General features: G+C 47.3%; 15 protein-coding genes. 2 read left to right on the top strand and 13 right to left on the bottom strand.

What is annotated here, in order from left to right:
• Positions 1-16: 16 nt before the first annotated feature.
• Entirely contained in the window at positions 17-5,854 is a 5,838-nt protein-coding gene (locus tag Q1A04_RS17600) for an MBG domain-containing protein (protein ID WP_299708600.1), read from the bottom strand.
• Between the two features lie 536 nt (positions 5,855-6,390).
• Here Q1A04_RS17600 and Q1A04_RS17595 point away from each other — a divergent pair.
• Positions 6,391-7,260: a DUF2911 domain-containing protein gene (locus Q1A04_RS17595; RefSeq protein WP_299708598.1), complete on the top strand. Its 870-nt coding sequence runs from the start codon at positions 6,391-6,393 to the stop codon at positions 7,258-7,260.
• A gap of 59 nt (positions 7,261-7,319) precedes the next feature.
• Here the strand turns inward: Q1A04_RS17595 and Q1A04_RS17590 are convergent, their stop codons facing one another.
• The 5 genes from Q1A04_RS17590 to mnmA are packed head-to-tail and all read right to left on the bottom strand — an operon-like array spanning position 7,320 to position 13,985.
• Entirely contained in the window at positions 7,320-9,749 is a 2,430-nt protein-coding gene (locus Q1A04_RS17590) for a TonB-dependent receptor (protein ID WP_299708597.1), read from the bottom strand.
• A 16-nt stretch (positions 9,750-9,765) separates the two neighbouring features.
• On the bottom strand, positions 9,766-10,419 hold the full coding sequence (gene rpe / locus Q1A04_RS17585) for a ribulose-phosphate 3-epimerase (RefSeq protein ID WP_299708596.1): 654 nt from the start codon (positions 10,417-10,419) through the stop codon (positions 9,766-9,768).
• A 52-nt stretch (positions 10,420-10,471) separates the two neighbouring features.
• Positions 10,472-12,115 (bottom strand): S8 family serine peptidase, encoded by a 1,644-nt coding sequence (locus Q1A04_RS17580; RefSeq protein WP_299708595.1) that lies wholly within the window; start codon positions 12,113-12,115, stop codon positions 10,472-10,474.
• Positions 12,116-12,120: 5 nt separating this feature from the next.
• The gene (locus Q1A04_RS17575; RefSeq protein ID WP_299708593.1) at positions 12,121-12,858 is read right to left on the bottom strand and encodes a hypothetical protein; all 738 of its coding nucleotides are present in this window, start codon (positions 12,856-12,858) and stop codon (positions 12,121-12,123) included.
• Positions 12,858-13,985, bottom strand: coding sequence for a tRNA 2-thiouridine(34) synthase MnmA (gene mnmA / locus Q1A04_RS17570; RefSeq protein WP_299708591.1), 1,128 nt, complete (start codon positions 13,983-13,985; stop codon positions 12,858-12,860). Before mnmA ends, Q1A04_RS17575 begins: the two co-directional genes overlap by 1 nt.
• Before the next feature lie 240 nt (positions 13,986-14,225).
• Here mnmA and Q1A04_RS17565 point away from each other — a divergent pair, with 240 nt between their 5' ends.
• Positions 14,226-14,849, top strand: a complete 624-nt coding sequence (locus Q1A04_RS17565) for a hypothetical protein (RefSeq protein WP_299708589.1) — start codon at positions 14,226-14,228, stop codon at positions 14,847-14,849.
• Between the two features lie 246 nt (positions 14,850-15,095).
• Here Q1A04_RS17565 and trmB read toward each other — a convergent pair whose 3' ends face one another.
• The 7 genes from trmB to Q1A04_RS17530 are packed head-to-tail and all read right to left on the bottom strand — an operon-like array spanning position 15,096 to position 21,918.
• Complete coding sequence (gene trmB / locus Q1A04_RS17560) at positions 15,096-15,749, bottom strand: tRNA (guanosine(46)-N7)-methyltransferase TrmB (protein ID WP_299708587.1); 654 nt, start codon at positions 15,747-15,749, stop codon at positions 15,096-15,098.
• Positions 15,750-15,752: 3 nt separating this feature from the next.
• Positions 15,753-17,045 carry a folylpolyglutamate synthase/dihydrofolate synthase family protein gene (locus tag Q1A04_RS17555; RefSeq protein WP_299708585.1) on the bottom strand — a complete coding sequence of 431 codons (1,293 nt, stop codon included), beginning with the start codon at positions 17,043-17,045 and terminating at the stop codon, positions 15,753-15,755.
• Positions 17,046-17,061: 16 nt separating this feature from the next.
• Positions 17,062-17,982, bottom strand: a complete 921-nt coding sequence (locus tag Q1A04_RS17550) for a hypothetical protein (RefSeq protein ID WP_299708584.1) — start codon at positions 17,980-17,982, stop codon at positions 17,062-17,064.
• Between the two features lie 12 nt (positions 17,983-17,994).
• Positions 17,995-18,390, bottom strand: coding sequence for a biopolymer transporter ExbD (locus Q1A04_RS17545; protein ID WP_299708582.1), 396 nt, complete (start codon positions 18,388-18,390; stop codon positions 17,995-17,997).
• A 2-nt stretch (positions 18,391-18,392) separates the two neighbouring features.
• Positions 18,393-19,046 (bottom strand): MotA/TolQ/ExbB proton channel family protein, encoded by a 654-nt coding sequence (locus tag Q1A04_RS17540; protein WP_299708838.1) that lies wholly within the window; start codon positions 19,044-19,046, stop codon positions 18,393-18,395.
• 52 nt (positions 19,047-19,098) lie between these two features.
• Positions 19,099-20,229 carry an SPOR domain-containing protein gene (locus Q1A04_RS17535; protein ID WP_299708580.1) on the bottom strand — a complete coding sequence of 377 codons (1,131 nt, stop codon included), beginning with the start codon at positions 20,227-20,229 and terminating at the stop codon, positions 19,099-19,101.
• Positions 20,230-20,235: 6 nt separating this feature from the next.
• Entirely contained in the window at positions 20,236-21,918 is a 1,683-nt protein-coding gene (locus Q1A04_RS17530) for a TonB-dependent receptor (protein WP_299708578.1), read from the bottom strand.
• Between the last annotated feature and the right edge of the window lie 10 nt (positions 21,919-21,928).

Raw genomic sequence — 21,928 nt, 5'->3', positions numbered from 1 at the left:
ACCTGTTGTAAATGAATTACTTTTTCAACAGCATCTTGATGGTCTGAATTTTAGAGCCTGCAGCAAGACGTGCAAAGTATACACCTTCAGCCAAGTTTCGAGCATCCAGTTCGTACTCGTATACCTGTCCGGCTTCTGCTTTTCCAGTTGCCACTTTTTTCACCAAAGCACCACGGATGTCATACACCTCCAAGGAGAAGCTTTGCTCTGCATCGAATGCGAAGCGGATGGTCGTCTGATCAGAGAAGGCATTCGGGTAGTTGTCAAAACGGGCAGTTGACAAACCATTCACTTGGCCAGCTACTTCCTGTTTCTTGCCGTTGCTGGCAGTAAGCGCCTTGTTTTCGTGGATTACAATGGAACCGCCACCGAGGATGGTATTGTCTCCGGTTGGTTCTTCGTTTTCAGCAATACCATACTGGTTATCATAAACCACCTGTCCAGAGTTTTTCACCCAAATCTTGATTCTGAACTGGTCAGGATTTCCGCTGTCTTTCAGGTCACCATCCACAGCAATCACCCTGAAGCCATAACCACTGATACCGTTTATGGTGCCTTCGCCAGTATAGGTTGCTTTGTGTTTCGCAATTACAAGCGACATAGCAGTATGCGAAGAGCTCTTGAAGTCCATGTTGCCAGCATTAAGGTGGAAGGTTGTGTTGCCATCAACTTGGTCTACCTCATTTTTACCCTTCTTATACTTGGCGTTGAATCCGAAATTAGCTTTACCCGCTGTATGCATATATTCAACACCCGGTTGAACCCTTGAGTTGATCCAACCTCCGCCAGTTACAAAACCACCGTCTGGGTCATAAACTGGCATGTAAGCTAAAGAAGACTCAGAGCAGCCATCGCCTGCCACTATTTTAACCCCATATACGTTTGCAGCGAGTTTGCCAATGTTAAAGGTAGCGATACCATTTTCGTTGCTGACAGCTGTTTCACGCTCTGAACCATTGATCATTAACTTCAATGAAACTCCGGCTAGTAGAGCGCTACCGTCTTCTACAGTTACTGTGATAATTACATCTTCGTTAATACTTCGAGGGTTATTGCTGTTGTTTTGCTCTAACGAAACTGCATTCACTGTCAGTGTACCGTTATTATAATCCACAGCATAATTGCTCAACTGCGAGTCAGTGCTGCTTGGTATCACATCAGTGCCTGAGAAGCTGTAGCTAGTAGCAATGACTTCACCGGCTACCGCACCCACCACTGTGGAGGCATAGCCTGTCATCGGGTCAACAGTTCCGCAATACTTGTTCATGCTTGGTGCAGTGATCGTAAGCGGTGCTTTCGTAATGCTGGCTGTCGTCGATGCTTGGCCTGAAGTCAGCACATAGTTCGAATTGCTAATCGCAACTCCGGCAGTTACTGATTTGTCGTTTCCTACATTCTTATCGCCAAATTTCGCATTGCTTACAGTTACTAGCACCTCATCACCAGCAATTACATCAGCCACGCTACCAGTAGCAGATGCATCCGCGTTACCATCGTATACCTTGTCTTGCGCAGCGATTGTAGCGGTCAGCTCTTTTGGAGAGATAGTAGCATTCACAGGCATCACAGCTTTAAGCGTGTAATTTGCTTTGTCTGCTCCGGCCAGTACAACTGTAGCAGTAACGGTTCTTTCACCTGCAGCAGCAGCACTGTATGCCGCATCTGTCACGGTTGTGGTCACATCATCAGGAGAAATCACACCTTCTAATGTAGCAGTTGTACCTGTAGCTGTTGTAGTGCCATCGTATACCTTGCCAGTATTTACTAAAGTGGCTGTCACTTCTTTTTGGGTGATGACCAATGTACCTGTGCCGTTATCTGCGCTGTAGTTGCTGTTGTTTAGTACAGCTAACACGGCATAAGATCCTGCCGTCTTAGGCAAAGCAGTTCCACCAGCATAGGTTACAGTCACAGAAAGACCTGCTGGCGATGTGGTTACTTCAGCTTCTTGCTCAGTACCATTATATACTTTACTCAATCCTGCTAAAGCAATTGTAGCGGGTGCCTGCGTGATGGTAAGCTTAGCGTTTGCTATTGTAACCACGTAATTGCCCAATTTGTCGTCTGGGTCCTGCAGCGAAGTGCTAATAACGTATTCACCTACATTTGAATCTGCCGTTGCTTCCGTTGTATAAGAAGCAGAAATATTATCTTCATTTTTAACGCCTGACAATACACCATCTAACTCTGGATTGACTATACCATAAATTCGGGACTTGTCGTTGGCTGAGACGGACAACGAAGCTTTTGAGATTGTCAGCGTTCCGTTAGTAGAAGATACCTCATAGTTGCTGAGTGCGTCACCGGTAAGTGTCGGCTCAATTGGATAGTCGCCCACTGCGCTGGCTTTCGTAGCAGGTGTGCCATAAGAAGCAATGATTACATCACCAGCCACTATACCCCTAACTGCTCCCGTAAATGTAGGGTTCTCATCGCCGTACTCTCTAGTGAAATCGTCTGCAATTACGGAAAGACTTGCTTTCGTGATCTCAAACGCAGCTGTGTTATACGTGATCGCATAATTAGAAAGCTCACGCTGTGGCTCAAGTATGGCACTTATTGCATAAGAACCCACTGATTCCCCTGCTGATCTCGCAAAGGTAGCTGTAATGCCATCGGCTGCTACGAAATCGCTGGTAGAACCACTCAGTGCAGGATCTGAGGTGCCGTATACCTTACTGTTTGCCACAGGCGTTACAGAAGCAGGTTTTGGAGATATATCTGCTGAGGCAGTACTCACAGTGCTCAAGAAGTAGTTAGCCTTATCAGAGCCATCCAAAACAGCTCCTGCCAGCGTTACAGTTTTTCCTATAGCTGCATTTTTATCGCTGAATGCAGCGATACCATTAGTAAGCTCCACATCGTCCTGACCAATAACTCCTTGCAGGGATTTATCAGTAACGTTTGCTGCAGTCGTACCATCGTATACTTTGCTTGCCGCCACAAATGCTCCTGTAATCTCTTTTGGAGTAATGTTAGCCGTAGTGGTCGCGGTTGAATTGCTTAGGCTATAGTTGATGTTACTGATAGAAACAGATGCGCTAACAGTTTTGCCAGTTCCAGCACTCTTTGTATCGAAAACAGCATTGCTCACCGCAACTGCCACAACGTCACTGCCTATTAGGTCTTCAGCTGGAACACTGCCTGTAACTGTAGCAGAAGTATTGCCATCGTATACCTTGTTACTAGCTGCTATAGAAGCTACCAAAGCTTTCGGAGAGATACCCAAAACTGCGCTACCAGCAAAACTTAGGTTATAATTATCTCCTAAACTCAATGTACCCAGATTGATAGCATATTCACCTATATTTTCACCTTCTGCACGTCTCAGTACACCCGAAAAAGCATCTCCATTTACGACTGAACCAGAAGTGACCACATAGGTTAATTCCGGATCATCATCCCCGTAAGTTTTACTCTTAGCGTCGGCAGTTACTGTCACATCCCGTTTCGAAATAACAAAATCAGCACCCTCATACGTCAGAGCGTAGTTAGCAGTAGCAACTAATGAACCCTGTTTAATGGCATAAGTACCAACATCTTCACCGGCGTCTCTAGTCAAAGATCCAGTTAGGTGAAAATTGTCCGTTAAGCTTCCAGGAGACAGCCGATAGGTATAGGAAGCCGGATCACTCTCGCCAAATACTTTGTTCTGACCTGCTTCAGCGGCAATAGTGATTGGTCTTTTTGTGATCGTTAGTGTGCCCTTAGTGGCAATAATATCATAATTGATTAGGGTGGCCCCCATTACTGATGGTGTTATATCGTACTGGCCTACGTCTGAGCCAGATACTGCATTAGATGAGGCTGTAACAATGAAAGTCTCATCCTGCACACCACCGCTTACAACAGAACCAGTGAAGACAGGATTCTGCTCGCCGTAGATTCTACTTTGATCATCCGCTGTGATTGTTAGCGTCGCATTATTGATTATAAGCTGTCCAGCTACTGGCTCAGCATCATAATTTGGGTTATTGAGTGAAGCAGCTATACTATATGTCCCGGAATTAGTTTGACCATTATTTGTAATAGTAACGCCACTCAGATCGGCGGGATCTGTAGAAACAACAGCATTTTTGGGAGTACCATCATAGGTATGTCCGGTTAAATTACTTAGAGTTAAAGTGGCTTGTGCCTTCTCTATTTCTAGGGCTCCAGTTGTTTCTGCTTCGTTATAATTAGTATTACCAGCAAATGATGCTCTTACATTATAAATACCGGCATTAACCGGTGAAAGTATACCAACTCCATTCTGTTCATAAGAAACTGTAGCTACTCCAAGGCTGACGCCTCCAACCCCTGTCACGGTTGCGCTGCTAACAGATACAGCATTACCATCATAGGTATAAGGCCCGCCTATTACTAAGGATACAGACGGTGTTGCCTTTGTAACTTCAATTGATACGGTAGCTTTAGCAGCATTGAAGTTGTTGGTTTCTGCAGCCGTCACTTCAAGCTCATGCGTTCCTGCATTCAGCAGTACACCAGCCTCCGGAGCATAGGTTAATGCACCATCACCAAAAGTTAGAGTAGCATTTAATTGAGCGTCTGAAAGAGGTGTGCCATACTCTATGCTCGACGGATTTGCCCATGATATGGTTTGCTCGGCTTTGTTGATTTGAAGAGTGCCGGTAGCAGCAACAGATTCGTAATTTGCATTGTTCAGAGTCGCTCTAACCTCATATGTTCCAGCATTAATAGGCACTGAAATTGTGTAGCTCCCGTCATCAGTATTATCTGGCTTATAATTGATCACAAGACCACTCAACCCGGCAGGAGAAGTTGTTACCAATGCAGCCTGTTCTGTACCATCAAAAGTATAAGTTAGATTGCCCAAAGAAATTGTTGCAGAAGCCTTTTCGATTACTAAAGATGCTGTTGCGTTGCTACCTTTATAATTAGGTTCTTCTGAATAACTGGCTGTAATAGCACTTGAATAAGTACCAGCATTCAATCCGGTCAAATCCACGTTATTCAAAGTAGCAACACCTGCAGAATTCGTCAAAGCCGTACCTACTGAATTTCCATTCAAAGAAAAGCTAATTTGTTTCCCACTTAGGCCACTATTATCTGATGTTAGTGTAGCTGAAATATCAACTAAACCTCCGTAGCTACCAGTAGATGAAACAACGGAGAGATTAGTAGGATGCTGTAATATCGAATACTTTGCTGTTAATATTACATTTTGATTTGTTTTGAACTGGTAGTCATAATCAGGATTAGTAGAGATAGATAAATTAAATGGAGAAGGGTTATTATTTCCAGTGGATGCGAGAGCAGTTACGTTTTCAAGAGTATAAACAACATTAGCAACTGTAACTGTTTTATCATATTTGAAATAGAGATCAGTGTTATTCTGAAATGCAACACCAGTATGAGGTGTACCAGCATTGAACGTGGTACTTGAGCCAACTGAACCGCTACCAGCAGCTGTGTATGAGTGGTAGATAGCTACAGGAGTATTTGAGGGTAATCCTGTTGCCTGCAGTGTCAGGTTTCCGTCAGTAAATGTAGTAGTAGCTTGATCTCCACTCTGCTTGCCATCTACAATTACTGTAAACTTAACACCTAAATGACGATCCTCAATCGGATATTCAATTCGCCAGTAGCCATTCTCATCAACTTTTGTGTCATGATACTCATGATGATGGTCATGTGCCGGATCCTCTTCTAAGTGCACGTCAACAAAATCATCTTTTGTCCATCCATAACCTTCTATAATAGCTGTCTGCCCTGGTGAATAGTCCTCCTTATCAGAAGTCACTGTTGGCGAATAAGTATCAAAGGCATTAACGCCCACAAATGACAGCGAAGTCATCAAGGAAACTACAAACAGCAGTTTCCACTTCGCCATGTTATTTAGTAAAAGTTTACCATTCATAAATTCTAGATAAAGGGTTATTAATTAGGGTTCATATTAATAATACAGTAAAATTGGGAGCTGCTATGCAACCAACGCGCAACAATCTTTCACACACCAGTTACCATTATAGCAGGTGCATAAAAAAGAGCACTTCTCACCCCGCTAACTCGAATGTTAAGCTTGAGATAGAATGCTATTTAGTATGTCTGTTTGATTAGTATTATCTTATTTAAACGTATCTTTATACAAAATATAAATAATAATGTTACACATATTTTATATTTTATTATATTTTATATTAGATTGTTATAAATTGGATATGATGTAAAGCCTGTGTTACACAATTATATATTTGAAAAACTCAGCAAAAAGCATGGAACAGGTCTTAGACTATACTTGATATAGATTTTCTAGTACAATTTTTATTACCTTCGCGTCACGTAATATTTTTTTAAATAGAAGCTCTGGCATAATTTTTTCAGTAGTTCTTTTAAAATAAACTTGCCACACCACACGTATATAGTAACATGAAAAGGTATCTGCTTAGCTCACTTATTCTGCTTTATAGCCTAGCTTGGAGCTATGATGCTACAGCTCAACTTAAATTACCTCAAGCCAGTCCGGAGGCGATGGTAAAACAAACGATTGGGCTGACAGAAATTTCGGTGCGGTACCATGCGCCGGGTGTTAAGGGACGTCAGATATTTGGTTCGCTGGTGCCTTATGGCAAGCTTTGGCGAGCTGGTGCCAATGAGGCGACCTTGATTACCTTCGAAGACGATCTTTTTCTGAATCATGAACGCGTACCGGCCGGTACTTACTCCTTCTTTATTCTTCCTGAAAATGAAACGGACTGGAACATTGTCCTCAACAAAGATACGACGCTGTGGGGCTTGGAAGGCTATAGCGAACTGAATGACGTGGCTTATCTGCGTGTAACGCCAAATAAAATCCCTTTTCAGGAAACACTGCAGTTTAACTTTAGCGATATCGGCACCAACAACGGCACACTCAATCTGAGTTGGGAAAATTCACAGGTATCCATTCGCATCGAAACTGAAATTGAGAAAAAAGCTCTAGCAAACATTAACAAAGCCCTTAAGGAGGCTGCACCGGACGATTGGTATACATGGGCACAAGCCGCTAATTACATGCTTTCAAAGAAGGAGCACCACGAAAAAGCGCTTGAATGGATCAACAAATCTATCGCCATCAAAGACAACTTTTACAATAACTGGGTGAAAGCCAGACTGTATGCGCTCAACCGAGAGTATCAAATGGCGGCCAACTTGACAGCCAAGTGCATTGAACTTGGTCATAAAGAGCCAGAGTCATATAAAACGTATGCACAAGAGATTGAATCGGCATACAATGAATGGAAGAAGCGTAAGAATTAATAGCTATACCTAAAAGGAAACGGGGCCGCTGACTTATGTGTCAGCGGCCCCGTTTCCTTTTAAAACTTTGCAATGAAACGCAAGTTAAGTCTTCGGCCTGTCAGGAAATTAGGTATGGCGTAGGTAAGGCCGTTCACGTCGCTCACATAGCTATAGGAAATGCGATTCTGGGCGTCTATGATGTTGAGCACTTCCAGCCCAATCCAAAGACTTTCCAGCGACACCTTTTTCCGGTCCGTCAGATCGTCGCCCAAGGCTATCAGCTTTGAAAAGCCAATATCAACCCTTTTATAAGACTTCCCTGAAAAGGCATTGCGGAACTCCGGTCTGTTAGGCGGACCAAAAGGCAGACCGCTGCCATACACGGCGTTTAGGTACATCCGTATGGTTGGGTTGTCCGGTAAATGGTCTTGAAAGAAAACACCGATGTTGAGCAACTGGTCTGTCGGGCGGCGCATGTATCCCCGATCTTGGCTACCTATTATTTCACCAGTACTGTTATAAAGTAGATTGGAATCTCCCTGAACGTTCTCGCGCGTCGTCAGCATTCCCAAACTCAACCACGACTCCGCTCCTTTTATAAATTCCCCATTCACCCGCACATCAAAACCCGCTGCATAGGCTTTGGCATTGTTCTGGGCATAGTAGCGCAGACGCACATTGTCCAGATCGTAGGGAATCACGTTGGTCATGTGTTTGTAATAGGCCTCGGCCGTGAGTTTAAAGTCACGGTCCCATGCCTTGAAGAGGTAGTCGCTGCCCACCACGGCATGCAGCGAGCGCTGTGCTTTCAGCTGAGGATTGAGCTCTCCCTGAAAATTGCGCAGCTCCCTGTAAAATGGTGGCTGATAATACAAGCCGATAGCCGCCTTAAAGGAAAGGTTCGGGTTATGGCGGGTGATAAAGGAGTACTGTACCCGTGGGGTAATTGTCAGTTCATTGTTATAGTCCCAGTAGCTGGCTCTGATGCCGTAGGTAATGGTTTTGAGAGAATCGATCTCATAGGTATGCTGAACATAGCCATTGTAGCGCTGGGTCTGGAGCTCCAGATCGGAGTTGAGGCGGTAGCTCATGGTCACGAAGTCCGACGAGTCTACAAAACCGTACTCAGCCAAACGGTCGTTGATGCGCTCCAGACTGGCTTTGGCTCCGGCCAGCACGGTGCTACGCGAGCTCAACCGCCAAGTGTTGCGCGATTCCGCCGCCACAACCATTGCCTTGAGGGTATTGCGGGCATGATCAAACTGACTACCGATGCCACGTTCACGCAGGCACTCGCCCATATCATTGCGACCCAATGTATTCACGTCGCACAGACGATAGGCCGCCTCAATATCCCGAAACTCCCGCTCTAGCGAATGTACACCCGATACGATAAACTCTGAGAGCAAGACATCCGAAACCTGGTGGCTCAGGTTAGCGCCTACCTGATAGGTGTCATACTCCATGTTCTCCTGCCCATTATAAGCAACCAGCAAACGTAAGGGTGCCTGCCTAGTGCCAAAGGTAGTCGTGCGGGTTTCGGGCTGCACCTGAAAGCTGTTGCGGGCATAGCTGCCTAGCACGCCCAGTGTGGTGCGCTCGGGCTCTTTACCCAAGTCGAAGCTTACGTATACCTGTCCGTCTGAGAAGTTTGGTCTGTACTGTCCGTCCACCTGCAAACCCTGCAGCATGTACTGCCCGTTTTTGTGGCGAAGGCCCAATAGGTAGGAAATACGTTTGTTCTTGGAAGCCTCCTCCAGATGTAGCGCACCGCCGGTCAGGCTGCCTGTTACTGATCCGGCAAAGGCCGTAGGGCGTTTGTACTGGATATTGAGCACCGACGAAAGCTTGTCGCCATACTTTGGCTGCCAGCCTCCCGATGAAAACTCCACACTGCTCACCAAGTCCGGATTTACAAAACTGAGTCCCTCCTGTTGAGCGGCTGTGATCAGAAAGGGACGATATATCTCAATGCCATTGACATAAGTAAGGTTCTCGTCGTAGTTACCACCCCGCACAGAGTAGGTCGACGAAAGCTCGTTGTTGCTAGTCACGCCGGGCAGCGTAGCCAGTATCATGTTAAAGTCCCCGTAAGCGGAAGGAAGCGTTTTGGTGAGGGTGGGATCTAGTCGCGTGACGCTGACTTGTTCGCGGGTGTCATTTTCGTTTTTGCCCCGCACATCAACCTGACGGAGTTTTTGCGGATCGGGCTCCAGTATAAAATCCAGCGACAGTTCCTGGCTTGTTTCCAGACGCACCGCTCTTTCCTGAATTTTGAAACCCAGATACCGGACAACCAAGGTTAGCTCTTCGTTGGCAGGAACCCGAAGGCTATACTTGCCCTGCGCATCGGTCTGCGTGGCTGTGGTACTTCCTTTGACACCTATCGTCGCCAGTTCGAGGGCTTGACGGCTGTTGTCGCGTACCGTGCCTTTTACGGTAGCCTGTTGTGCTAAGACACCCGCCGGCAGCAACAAAAGCAGCCATACCGATAGATATCTTAGCATAAAGGGTCTTTTTATATTAGGCTTGATTTTTCAGATTGGCGATGGTCTGCAGCGGATCGGACGAGCTAAACACAAAGCTGCCGGCTACCAGTGCATCTGCACCTTTCTCTAAAAGAAGAGGAGCATTTTGCTGGTTCACGCCCCCGTCAATCTCAATCAAGGCGTTTGAGTTGCGCTTGATGATCAGGTCTTTGAGCGCTTCGATCTTGCGGTACGTGTTTTCGATAAACTTCTGCCCGCCAAACCCCGGATTTACCGACATAAGACATACCAGATCAACATCAGCAATCACATCGTCGAGGAGTTGTACGGAAGTATGCGGGTTCACGGCGATACCAGCTTTGGCTCCTGTGGCTTTTATTTGCTGCATGGTGCGGTGCAGGTGGTTGCAGGCTTCGATATGCACAGAAATGAACTCAGCACCGGCTTCTCTGAATTGCTCGATGTACAGCTCAGGCTCCACGATCATCAGGTGCACGTCAAGTGGCTTTTTGGCGTGACGCTTGATGGCCTGCATCACCGGAAATCCGAAAGAGATATTCGGCACGAAGCGGCCGTCCATGATGTCAATGTGCAGCCAATCGGCTTGGCTTTCGTTGAGCATTTCTACTTCAGACTGCAGGTTGGCGAAGTCAGAAGCGAGTACAGAAGGAGCGATAATTGGTTTCATGAAACAAATATAGAAATTAAGATAGAATCTGACGCAGCAAAAGAGAAGGCTGTTAAAGTTTAACGAAGCGCAATGTTACAGTTTTGCTGCCTGCGCTCACTTTGCACAAGTATACGCCTTTACTTAGTCGACTTGGTTTGAGGCTTAAGGCATGGCGGCGGTTATTCGCCACCAGCAATTGTGAATGCACCAGCTTACCGGTGGCATCGTATACCTGTGCTAAGGCATGCTCTTTTATCCAACTTTCGTCCATCACCAATAGAATGGGTTCATTACCGACCGGATTGGTAATCACTATACCTGCGTGCAGCGGGTCCGTCAGGCTTGTCACGATGCGGTTAAAATTAGGGACACCATAGCCGATGCTATTGTTCGGGTTATTGTAGTGACTACCCGACTGCCGTATCAGTTGCAACAATTCCATGTTTGTCAATTCTTGGTTGGCCTGCCATAAGCAAGCCACCATACCTGCCATGATAGGTCCAGAGAAAGAAGTACCGTTTGAGCGTCCCAGTCTTCCAGATGAAGAAAGTACATAGACCATTTGCCCCATCGCTACTACATCCGGCTTGATGCGATTGTCGCCCGTCGGGCCAAAAGAACTGAAGATAGCATGATTGGCTAAAGAGTCCACCGCACCTACCGTGAGCACAGAGTCGGCGTCGGCGGGGGCTGAGATGTAGCGCCATGCCTTATTGCCCTCATTACCGGCACTCGTTACCACTAACATCCCGGTGGCTGCAGCGAAGTCAGCTGCACGAGTTACGATGGACGTGTTGCCGTTGAGTTCGCTGTAAGAATAGCTATAAGAAGGATCATCGAAAACAGTGTAACCCAGCGAGGAATTAATGATGTCCACCCCGGCGCTATCAGCGAATTCGGCGGCCAATAGCCAGTTCACTTCTTCAATGTTATGCTCCGTAGCGGCATCTTCGGTGCGGAAAAGGTAGTAGCTTGCCTTGGGAGCCGTGCCTACCAATAGACCGGGCTCGTAAGCCGCCATGGTGGAGAGTACCGAGGTACCGTGTTGATTATGGCCAAACACATCCTGCTTTCTTCCCACAAAATCGAAAGTGCCTTTGAGTTGCTCGTTCTGGAAAAGATGGGTAAAGGCACCGATGCTATTCACGCCCGGAAAACCGGCATCGAAAACGGCAATGGTCATACCCTCACCTTTGTAACCGGCGGCATGCATTTCAGGCACGCCCAGCATATTAGACTGATGAAAAGCGGGACCATAGTAAGCAGCATCAAAGGCTGCTTTTGCCAATCGCATGCTATCGTTTTCCTGTGTTCCTTTTTTACCGGCGGCAGGCGTGACTACTCTGTTTAAGTTCTGTGAGGAGCGCACGAAGGTTAGCGACTGCAACTCAGCGAGCTTTTCGGGAGAGCACTGTACCACAGCTGCATTAAACCAACGGGAGGTAAATAAAACTGTTGCGCCTCGCTCTTTTAAGGCAGTAATATAGTTTGGATTGACCGGAAAGTCACGCGGCGTTACCGCTATACCTTGCCGTTTGCGACGCTCAAGGGCTTTACTAGACAGGTATAATTCAGGCTGCTCTAAGGAATAGGGAGATTCAGCTTTGTCTGTGAAATAGATCAGGTGCTTCTGCTCTGAGTTGCCGCCGCTATCTTGAGCCTGTGTGAGAGGCACAATCAGTAATAGGACGATGATCAGAGTAATTAAGCGCATGTGGTCTAAAGTTTACCGTGGTCTATCAGGATTTCATGGCGTTCGTGGCCTTCGAGTTTATATTCTTCACCAAATAAACACTCGTCTACATTACATGGGGAATAACTTGCCCGGTTAAATAATCTGTAAGCCAATCCAGTTCCTAATTCATACACTTCATAACGTTCATCGAGATTTAAAGAGGAATTGATTGAGCTTTTTTGAATAACAGTTGCTGTGGTTTGAAAATTACTTTCACCAATTATAAAAGGAACTCCAACATTAGTAAAAGTATAAACCTCTTTGCCATCCCTAACTTTATTAGTCGTTCCAAACGGAGCTAACTTAGTATTATAAATATCACCAACCCATTCAGTACCTTCTTTGACAGGAAAAACCAGCTTTACATATTTCGTATTGTCTTTTGTCAGCATTACCATACGCTCCGTCTTCGCAACAACCATTACAGAGTCATCCAACCATGCACTTCTATCGTTTGGTCTTATGGAGCGAACAACCTTATAGACGAGCTGGCCCGTCTGATCGTGGAAGCTGGTGTCCACCCGCTCCCGCATTTGGAACCGGGATGTATCACCTACATTGTCTCTAAATCTGATATCCGTTACATTATACACGCGGTAGTTCCCGACCTCAATCGGATAATAATCATAGCCCATCGCCTGTGGGTCTGGGTCTTTGTACTTGTTGTCACAGCCAGCAACAAAGGTGGCCAGCACAACCAGAAGCAAAAGGGCTTTTCTCATTATCGGAGCACGTTCAGGTTATAGTCTGAGTTAAAGTTGGTTTCGATCCAGCCACCGCCAATCACGTCGTTGCCTTCGTAGAAAACAGCTGCCTGTCCCGGTGCGATGGCATGTACGCCGCTCAGGAAATGTACTTTCATTTTGTCGCCTTCCTGCTCAATGATGGCCTCCGTACCCGGGTCGTTATACCTCACTTTGGTAATAGTAGGTATAGGCTGACCGATCAGGTTGTCATATTTGACCATGTTGAGCTTGCCCACGGTCATAGCGTTTTTGGCCAGATCTTCGTAGTTGCCCAACACAACACGGTTACTATCTTTCTCAATGCGTGTCACATAAGCCGGGAAACCGAGCGCTATACCTAGGCCTTTGCGCTGCCCGATGGTATAGAACGGATAGCCTTCGTGCTTGCCAACCACCGTACCGTCTTCGAGCACAAACTCGCCGCCGGCCACCTGCTCTTCCAACCCTTCTACCCTGCGCTTCAGGAAGCCACGGTAGTCGTTGTCAGGTATAAAGCATATCTCGTAAGACTCCGGCTTGTTTACCAACTCGGTAAAGCCGCGGTCCATGGCCATCTGGCGAATCTCCGTTTTACGCAGGCTGCCCAATGGGAAGATCGTACGGCTCAGGCTCTCCTGCGAGATGCCCCACAACGCATAGGACTGGTCTTTGTTCTCATCCAAACCTTTGGAGATTACATATCTGCCATTCTCCTCGCGGATATTGGCATAGTGGCCTGTAGCTATAAAGTCACAACCCAGCTGGTCGGCGCGACGCAGCAAGGCATCCCACTTGATGTGTGTGTTACACAACACGCATGGGTTCGGCGTGCGGCCGGCAATGTACTCATCAGTGAAGTGGTTGATCACGAAATCACCAAACTCTTCACGTATGTCTATTATATAATGCGGGAAACCAAGTTGTACTGCTATGTTGCGGGCATCGTTGATGGAGTCGAGGCTGCAGCATCCAGTCTCTTTCTTGCTGGCGCCACTTGAGGCATAATCCCACGTTTTCATGGTCATTCCCACTACCTCATAGCCCTGCTCATGCAACATCACGGCCGCTACCGAACTGTCGATACCGCCGCTCATGGCTACTAATACCCTTCCTAACTTACTCATCTATCTTTAAAAATGAAATACGAATTGCTGTAATTTTACTACAAAGATAGTAACATCACACCACTAATAAAGATTCAGCCCGTCAAATATTGGTGCAGCCGTGACGTTATGATTCGCCGGATTTGTAACCTCTTTCAAAAAAAACCTTAAAAAGTATGGCATTGTACCCTAATTGGGACTTACTTTGGAATTTAATAGGACAACCTGAACCAGCACGGTTCAATAAAAGATAAGATAGCTATGGGCTTACGTACCTCTGTGATAGTGAACGGTATAAATAATTTGAGTGACGCGCGCTACTGTGCCGGCATGGGTGTAGACATTATCAGCTTCAACTTGAAGCTCGACGATAAAGAGCGCATGTCATCTGACACGCTGAAGGAAATTGTAGGATGGGTGTCGGGTGTGAAACTGGCAGGTGAATTTGAGCGTGCCAAACCGGACATTATCAACCAGTATGCCGATGACTTTGGTCTGGACTACATACAATTGGACACGCCTTACCTGATCGACGAGATTGAAGAGATCAACCGCCCGGTGATACAGAAGGTGTTCATCAACAAAGACACGGTGGAGAACGAGCTACTGGAAATGATGGAGCTCTACGGCCCTTCTGTGGACAGCTTTCTGATCTACTCCACTGACTTCGACAGCATTGACGAAACGAACACAAAATTCCTTAAGAATCTGGCAAAGCGCTTTCAGGTATACCTCGGCTTTGGTGTGCACCGCCACAACATCAGCACTATCCTAAAAGAGATCAAACCGGCAGGTATAGGTCTTCGCGGTGGTCATGAGATCAAACCCGGTCTGAAGGACTTTGACGAACTGCAGGAGATTTTTGAAGAGATCGAGGAAAACTAGGGCAATGCGAGTCTCGAGTTCTGAGGCTTGAGTCTTGAGTTGGGAGTAATTGGAACTGTTGCAACGGCTTTGTAATATGTCAGATCTCTCAATTCTTTCGAGATGACAGTTTAAGTTTAATACAACTTAAATTGACCGCATAGGGACATGAACTGCACCTATAAAACATTAACGGCCCGCTGTACCTAGGTATAACGGGCCGTTTTTATTACGTGATGCTAATTAGTTTTTCTGCCTCAGGCAGACTTATACCTTAAACTGCAGGTACTTGATTGAGATGCCTTCTTCGAGGTAGCGCTTCTCATACGTGGTATAAATACCCATGGTGTGCTCCTGCAGATCAGACTGGTAGAGATCATTCGTAAATAGAAGCTCCTTGGGCTTGCGTTCCTGCAGCACTTCCAAAGTATAGTCGAACAGCATCTGACTATCGGTTTTGAGGTGCACGATGCCTCCCGGCCTTAGAATCTTGGTGTACAGGTCCAGAAAACGTGGGGAAGTCAGGCGACGCTTGATATCCCGGTCCTTCGGTCGCGGGTCCGGAAAAGTTACCCAGATCTCATCCACCTCGCCCACAGCAAAGTTCTCTTCTAGATTTTCGATGAAGGTACGCAGGAAGGCGACATTGTACAGGTCTTCTTCTTGCGCCAAGGTGCTCCCCTTCCAGATGCGGGCTCCTTTGATGTCGAGCCCCAGAAAATTCTTGTCAGGAAACAGGCGGGCCATACCTACCGTGTACTCACCGCGACCGCAGCCAATCTCCAGTATAAGCGGATTATCGTTCTCAAAAAACTCGTCGCGCCATTTGCCTTTCAACAGGCCATAATGCTCGCTTCCCGGCTCAACTACATTCTCCCGCTCAGCTATGGCGGCAAATTTCTCTAATTTAGATCTTCCCATTCTTTATAGTTCTTCTATCTCTGCGACCACAAAGGTACTACCTCCGATAAATATTACCTCATCCGGCTGTGCATTTGCCTTGGCAGTGGCGATGGCCTCGGCCACCGAGGTATAGGCATCACCTTTCAATCCGATCAAATCTGCCTTTTCCTTTAGCTCAGTTACAGGCAAAGCCCGCGGTATTTGGGCCTGACAGAAATAATAGGTATAGCGCTTCGGTAGAAGTTGCATAATGGTCGTCACATCTTTGTCGTTCACGGCACCAAACACCATGTGCACCTGCTTCGGATTCAAGGCCTCTAACTGTGCAAGTATCTGTTTAATGCCGTCTAAATTATGCCCAGTATCACAAATAGTTAAAGGTCTATCATTTAAGATTTGCCAGCGGCCCTTTAGTCCTGTTATACCTTTCGTATCGGCTATACCTTGGCGTATGGCAGATTCAGGTATAATGTAGCCTCGCTCCTGTAGTAACAGCACGGTTTGCAGAACTCCCGGCAGGTTGTACTGCTGGTATATACCTGCTAAGTCTGATTGAAGAGAGGATAACCACAGTTCACCATCACGGTATACATCAAACACCTGTCCGTCCAATCGCTGTTCCTTTGGCTGGACCTGTAAGGTATCGGTGGCAAAATAAAGCGGCGCCTGTTCCTGTTTGGCCTTCTGGGTAAACACCTGTGCTATCTCTGACTGCTTTGTGCTTATTATGGCAGGTGTGTGCGGCTTGATAATGCCGGCCTTCTCCCCTGCAATCTCAGCCAAGGTATCGCCCAAGAGCGCCTGATGGTCAAAGCCGATGTTGGTAATAAGCGATACTTCAGGCGTAATGATATTGGTGGAGTCCAGCCTTCCACCAAGGCCTACTTCGATCACGGCGACATCCACCTGCTCATCAGCAAAATATTTGAAGGCAAGTGCGACCGTCATTTCAAAGAATGAAGGTTTTACACGCTCAAACAAATCCTTATGCTCTTCTACAAATTGGATCAGGTAATCCTGCGGCAACTCCACCCCATTCACACGCACACGCTCCGTAAAGGACTTGAGGTGCGGCGAAGTATAGAGCCCGGTTTTGTAGCCAGCACTTTGCAGCACGGCGGCCAGCATGTGAGAACTACTGCCTTTGCCATTGGTACCGGCCACGTGCACCGTCTTAAATTTATGCTGCGGCTGTCCGAGGGCATCGCAGAGGGCGATAATGTTGTCTAGGCTCTTCTTAAAAGCAGCATTGCCGATGCGTTGAAACATCGGCAATTGCTGGTATAAGTAATCAAGACACTCTTGATAGGTCATGAAATCAAAAAAGGGATTAGCGGGATCTGATCACAAAAGTTACGGTTCCGGTAGCTCCTGAAGTGCTTCTGCCACCGCCTGTTCGGCTAAAAGTGGTCTTCTGCAGTTGGTCGCGGTACCATTTTTCTACGTGTGGTGAAACTGTGCTTTCCAAACGTTCTACACCGATCAGGTTGCCATCGGCATCAATACGGATACGGAACTTCACAAAACCAGTCTCATTATCATAGGGGTCACGCTTCGGTGAAACATCGTAGCGCCAGCCAGCCATGTCCAGACCGTCGCCACCGCCGCCGCCACCCGGATTACCTTCGTAGTTTTTGGCACCCATGATACCTCGCGGATCTCCTTTGTCGCCGACCTTGTTGGCATCGTCACCGTTGTTGTTGCCTGTTGCTTCATTAGAAGTACCGCTTTTGCCTGTACCGGTGCTTTCTGATGGCTTACCCGGATAAAGCGTGCGTGGCTTCTCAGGTTCGGGCTTCTTCACCTCTTCCTTCGGTTGCTCTACCGGCTTTTTAACTTCCTCTACTTTAGGCTGAGGCTTCGGCTGTGGCTTTACTTCTTCTTTTACAGATACAGGAGATTCTACAGGGGCAGTCACCACCTTAGGCGTCTCTACCGGTGTAGGAGGCGTTGGTGTGGCAGCCGCTACAGGCTTTGGCTCCGGAAGCGGATCCGGCTGTGTCGGAGCAGGCTTGCTGTCCTCCACATTCTTCGATTCGTTCGGAGTAGCTTTCGACTGCACATCGCCGCTGCCTACGGCATCGGTACCATAATTCAGTTCAATACCTATTTCCTCGTTTGGGTCGCCGGGAGCACCATTCCAAGCTAACAGGAAAAAAAGCAGCAAGAGGATGATCACGTGCAGGGTGATACTAATGCCTGCAGCAATCTTCTTATTCTTTTCCTCTTCCTGTGATAATGCTATCTCCATGTGAAATTAACGCTACTTGGTTGGCTCAGTGGCCAAAGTTACTTTCGCTTTTAAGCTAGCGGCTATACCTGCCACCTTGGCAAGATATTCCACCGGCACGGTCTTGTCTACGTTCAACACCACCACACCTTCTTCTGTTCCCTGCAAAAGTGCTGCCAGTTGAGGCTCTAGCTGCGACTCCTCGATTTGCTTACCGTTCAGGTAGTAACCTAAGTCTTTTGTAATAGTGATGTTAACCTTTTCCATCACGATGTTAGACACCTTGCTGGAAGGTAAGCTAACCGGCAAACCAGTAGGCGTCACAAAGTTAGACGTCAGCATGAAGAATATAAGCAACAGGAAGATGATGTCCGTCATGGAGGACATGTTGAAATCGGGGTTGATCCTGTTTTTTGAGCGTAAATTCATGCTTAAAGTTGTGGTTCTTGTAACAGATCAATAAACTCTATCGAAGAGTACTCCATGGCGTGAACGATGTTATCGATCTTAGACACGAGGTAGTTGTACCCAACGTAGGCTGGCAGTCCGATCATCAAACCGGTAGCCGTTGTTACCATCGCCTGGTAGATACCGGCTGAAAGCAACTGCGGGCTTACAGAGCCTTCCGCCTGCGCAATCGCGATAAAGGCTTGGATCATACCCGTTACCGTACCTAAGAAGCCCAACATAGGCGCAGCACCGGCAATGGTTGCCAAGGCGGCTAGGTTGCGCTCCAGTCGGCTGATCTCAATCTTACCCACGTTTTCGATGGATGTTTCGATGTTCTTAAGTGGGTTACCAATGCGGCTTACCCCCTTGCCCAGCATTCTGGATACCGGCGTGTTAGTTTGAGCGCATAGCATGCGGGCGCCGTTGATGTCACCTGCCAATACCATGCTCTTGATGCGGTCACTGAAACCATCCGGGTTTTTGGCGGCTTTCTTGAGAGTCAAGTAACGCTCAAAAAAGATGTAAACGGCAGCCAATGACAACAGCAAGAGCGGGATCATGGCCCAACCGCCTGCCATAGCCAAATCCATCAATGAAACGGAACTTTCCGCAGTTTCTGCTCCGTCTGCCAGCATTGAAGTGGTGTCAGCCGGGGCTGTCGTAATTTGTAAGAAGAGAGATGTCATGTTAATTATTAAAAACCCAAATTTGTTCTCCGAATGATTTTCTGTAGGTGTTCATAGCGGCTTGCGCCTCCTCTGCCGTATCAAAATCGGCTACAGAAACTTTAAATAACCTATTGCCTTTGCCGGGCTCCAGCACTTTGGCTTCATGTCCAAACTCAGCAATCTCTTGGCGGCTGTACTCTGCATTGTGCATGCGGGCGTAGCCACCTGTAATGATGTAGAAGCGTCCGTCTTTGCCGCTCACCGTGGTGCTTACCACTTCAGGTTGAACAGCTGAAGTCTCCTCCTCTACATTACTTGTAACGTTCTCTTCTGCAGTATATTGAACACCCTCAGCATTAGTATTACTGGAAGAAGCAGCCCAAGCATCCGCATCAACATCGTAGACCGGGCTTTCGTTCTCAGCAGAACTGTTTAGGGACGCTGCATCAATTGAAGCCACCTCCTCCTGTGGGGCGATGTTATGGGCAGTCAACTCTGGTGCCTGTTCCATCTGCCTCTCTGTTCCAAGCAGCGAGAATGGATTTAGGCTGCTGATATTATAGTCTGTCTGCAGAGACAGCATATAGAGCGCCGCACCCACAAGGCCTGTCAGTGCCAAACCTGAAGCTACGTGGTAGGCACGCTTCAGACGGGAACGGATAGGCTTTTTGGAAGTAGCTGGTTCTGCAGCCTGACGCTCCTTCATGAGTGTGCGCAGCACGGCTGGCTCTTCATGGCGGATCGGTCTAGCCACAATTTCGGGAAGCCCGAAGCTTCCCTCTAACAAATTATCGCCTTCGGTGTACTCAAACACCAGTTTATGCTCTGCATTATAGCGAAACACCCCGACATCCGTCATCTCAAAACGGTTCTCACCGTTCAGATGCGTGCGGGCCTTATGCACGAATGCTGTCACCAACTGCTTGGCCTCCTCTTTGGAGATGCCGTTGGCGTAGGCAATCGTACTAATGAGCAAGCCATCATTTAAGACCAGCTTTTCATTGAAAGCGATCTTTTTAGACGGTGGCACCAGCGTGTTCTTCACCGGGTTGATCCGGGCCGGAACGTACCGTGTGATCAGCCCACCAAAATCCGGGATGATCACACAGTCGTGATTATAGAGCAGGTTCTTTATGTGCTTTTCTACCATAGGCACTTAGAATGAATAAGAGACGCCTCCTATCAGGTTGATACTTTTGTTCGGGTAATTTACAAACCTTTCGTACTTCTGAGCAAACAAATTATTCACCATCAGGAAAGTCGTGAACCTGTTTGAGAATCTATAGTCCGCCTTCAGGTTCAGGTCAATGATGGTGTCGGTCTCCCTCAGTACAGAAGTACCGTCCGGACGATAAATACGTCCGAAAGAACTCCCAATATAGTAAAGTTCTGAATTAAAGAGAATCTTATCGTAGAAGTTGTAGGTCGCAAAAACGCTCGCCATCAGTTCCGGACGGTGAAACGCCTGCTCTAAGCTAGCCGTGCTATACTTATTATAATCAGCCTTTAATCCGATGCGCAGTTCGTCAGAATAATTGAAGGTAGCCTCACCATAAATATTGAAAACATTTGTCACGCCGTCGTCATACAACAGGTCAAACTTACTAGAATCGCTTGCCGAGTTGTTATAGAAATACATGTTGCGGAAATTTTGGTAAGCCACGCGGCCCGTCAGGTGCAAATAGTTGGCAATATTGGCCTGCATGCCGCCGTATACCTCCAGCCCCTTGTTCTGATCGGCCACTCTTACATTAGGCGCCAAGAAAGGATTCTCCTGTGTCAGATGATATAAAGTAACCCTTTGCAGATCCCCACCTATACCTGCGTAAATCAGAAGGTTATCCTTAATTGGCTCCACTCCCACGCGCACGGTAGGGTATACATTAAATTTGCGGGCGTCGTTTACGGTGTCGCCTGTGTAAGCGATGTTAGCACCAATCGAAAGCCGGATGGCATTCAACTGACGCTCGTACTGCGGATGCACTTTGAACAGGGTACGGCTAACCGAAGCAGAATCCTTGTGCGATACTAGCGATAGGTCCGTGTCTACTTTAAAGGCGGAAACATCATCGATGCCATACTCCGTATTTAGTTTGGCTGCGATGTTTGTCTCCCGCATGTCGTAGCGGTCATTCAGGTAGTTCACATTCAAACCTGCCCTGAACAGGAGCGGCATACCTGCGCCATGGTTATGCATATACCCTTCGGCATTCACACGGTTAAATACCTGATTAGGAGTAACCCAGTCATCGGTAGGTTTGGGGCTAAATCCGTAAAAGTGATATTTGTCGCGTCCGTAGCCCAGTTTGCCTCCCAAGGTAAGCCCCTGCATGTAAGTCTCGCCATTCACGTTGATGGCCGAGTTGGTCACAGCAGAATTTTTGCCGTCTACCGGTCCTCTGGCAGAAGTGATATGGCTAACATCCGCTCCGTAAGAAGCCACATTGCTGCGCTTGTTATGGAAGTAGCCTTTTAGGTACAGCGTACCGTAGTTGCCTATACCCGCCTTCAGGTAGTTGCCGTACAGTTTAGTGAGCTCATCCTGCTTGATGGTAAGCACACGCATCTGCAGGTCCACATCCTGCTCGGCCAATCTATAGTCGCTAAAGCGGTAGCGCACATTGCGGTCACCCTGCTCAGGTGGGGCTACGGCAAATTTTTGATAGTTGCGAGAGGCCCGCGGCAGTTCAATTTTGCGGTCCTTCTCTACCACCACTTCGGCGTCCTGTAGCTTGGCGCCTTCGCCCCAGCCGGTCGTTTGCGCCTCAGCGCTATTCATAAAGCTGTATCCCGCACACAATACAAGGACGAGCGAAGCTTTCTTTAATTTATTCTTCATGTTGGTTTTT

The sequence above is a fragment of the uncultured Pontibacter sp. genome, assembly GCF_947499215.1.
In the GTDB taxonomy this organism is placed as follows: Bacteria; Bacteroidota; Bacteroidia; order Cytophagales; family Hymenobacteraceae; genus Pontibacter.
This window is presented reverse-complemented; position numbering and strand designations above follow the sequence as displayed.

Bases quoted from the DNA above. Each gene is read 5' to 3' on its own strand.
- Q1A04_RS17600 (WP_299708600.1), bottom strand. From the start codon at position 5,854: ATGGCGAAGTGGAAACTGCTGTTTGTAGTTTCCTTGATGACTTCGCTG.
- Q1A04_RS17595 (WP_299708598.1), top strand. From the start codon at position 6,391: ATGAAAAGGTATCTGCTTAGCTCACTTATTCTGCTTTATAGCCTAGCT.
- Q1A04_RS17590 (WP_299708597.1), bottom strand. From the start codon at position 9,749: ATGCTAAGATATCTATCGGTATGGCTGCTTTTGTTGCTGCCGGCGGGT.
- rpe (WP_299708596.1), bottom strand. From the start codon at position 10,419: ATGAAACCAATTATCGCTCCTTCTGTACTCGCTTCTGACTTCGCCAAC.
- Q1A04_RS17580 (WP_299708595.1), bottom strand. From the start codon at position 12,115: ATGCGCTTAATTACTCTGATCATCGTCCTATTACTGATTGTGCCTCTC.
- Q1A04_RS17575 (WP_299708593.1), bottom strand. From the start codon at position 12,858: ATGAGAAAAGCCCTTTTGCTTCTGGTTGTGCTGGCCACCTTTGTTGCT.
- mnmA (WP_299708591.1), bottom strand. From the start codon at position 13,985: ATGAGTAAGTTAGGAAGGGTATTAGTAGCCATGAGCGGCGGTATCGAC.
- Q1A04_RS17565 (WP_299708589.1), top strand. From the start codon at position 14,226: ATGGGCTTACGTACCTCTGTGATAGTGAACGGTATAAATAATTTGAGT.
- trmB (WP_299708587.1), bottom strand. From the start codon at position 15,749: ATGGGAAGATCTAAATTAGAGAAATTTGCCGCCATAGCTGAGCGGGAG.
- Q1A04_RS17555 (WP_299708585.1), bottom strand. From the start codon at position 17,045: ATGACCTATCAAGAGTGTCTTGATTACTTATACCAGCAATTGCCGATG.
- Q1A04_RS17550 (WP_299708584.1), bottom strand. From the start codon at position 17,982: ATGGAGATAGCATTATCACAGGAAGAGGAAAAGAATAAGAAGATTGCT.
- Q1A04_RS17545 (WP_299708582.1), bottom strand. From the start codon at position 18,390: ATGAATTTACGCTCAAAAAACAGGATCAACCCCGATTTCAACATGTCC.
- Q1A04_RS17540 (WP_299708838.1), bottom strand. From the start codon at position 19,046: ATGCTGGCAGACGGAGCAGAAACTGCGGAAAGTTCCGTTTCATTGATG.
- Q1A04_RS17535 (WP_299708580.1), bottom strand. From the start codon at position 20,229: ATGGTAGAAAAGCACATAAAGAACCTGCTCTATAATCACGACTGTGTG.
- Q1A04_RS17530 (WP_299708578.1), bottom strand. From the start codon at position 21,918: ATGAAGAATAAATTAAAGAAAGCTTCGCTCGTCCTTGTATTGTGTGCG.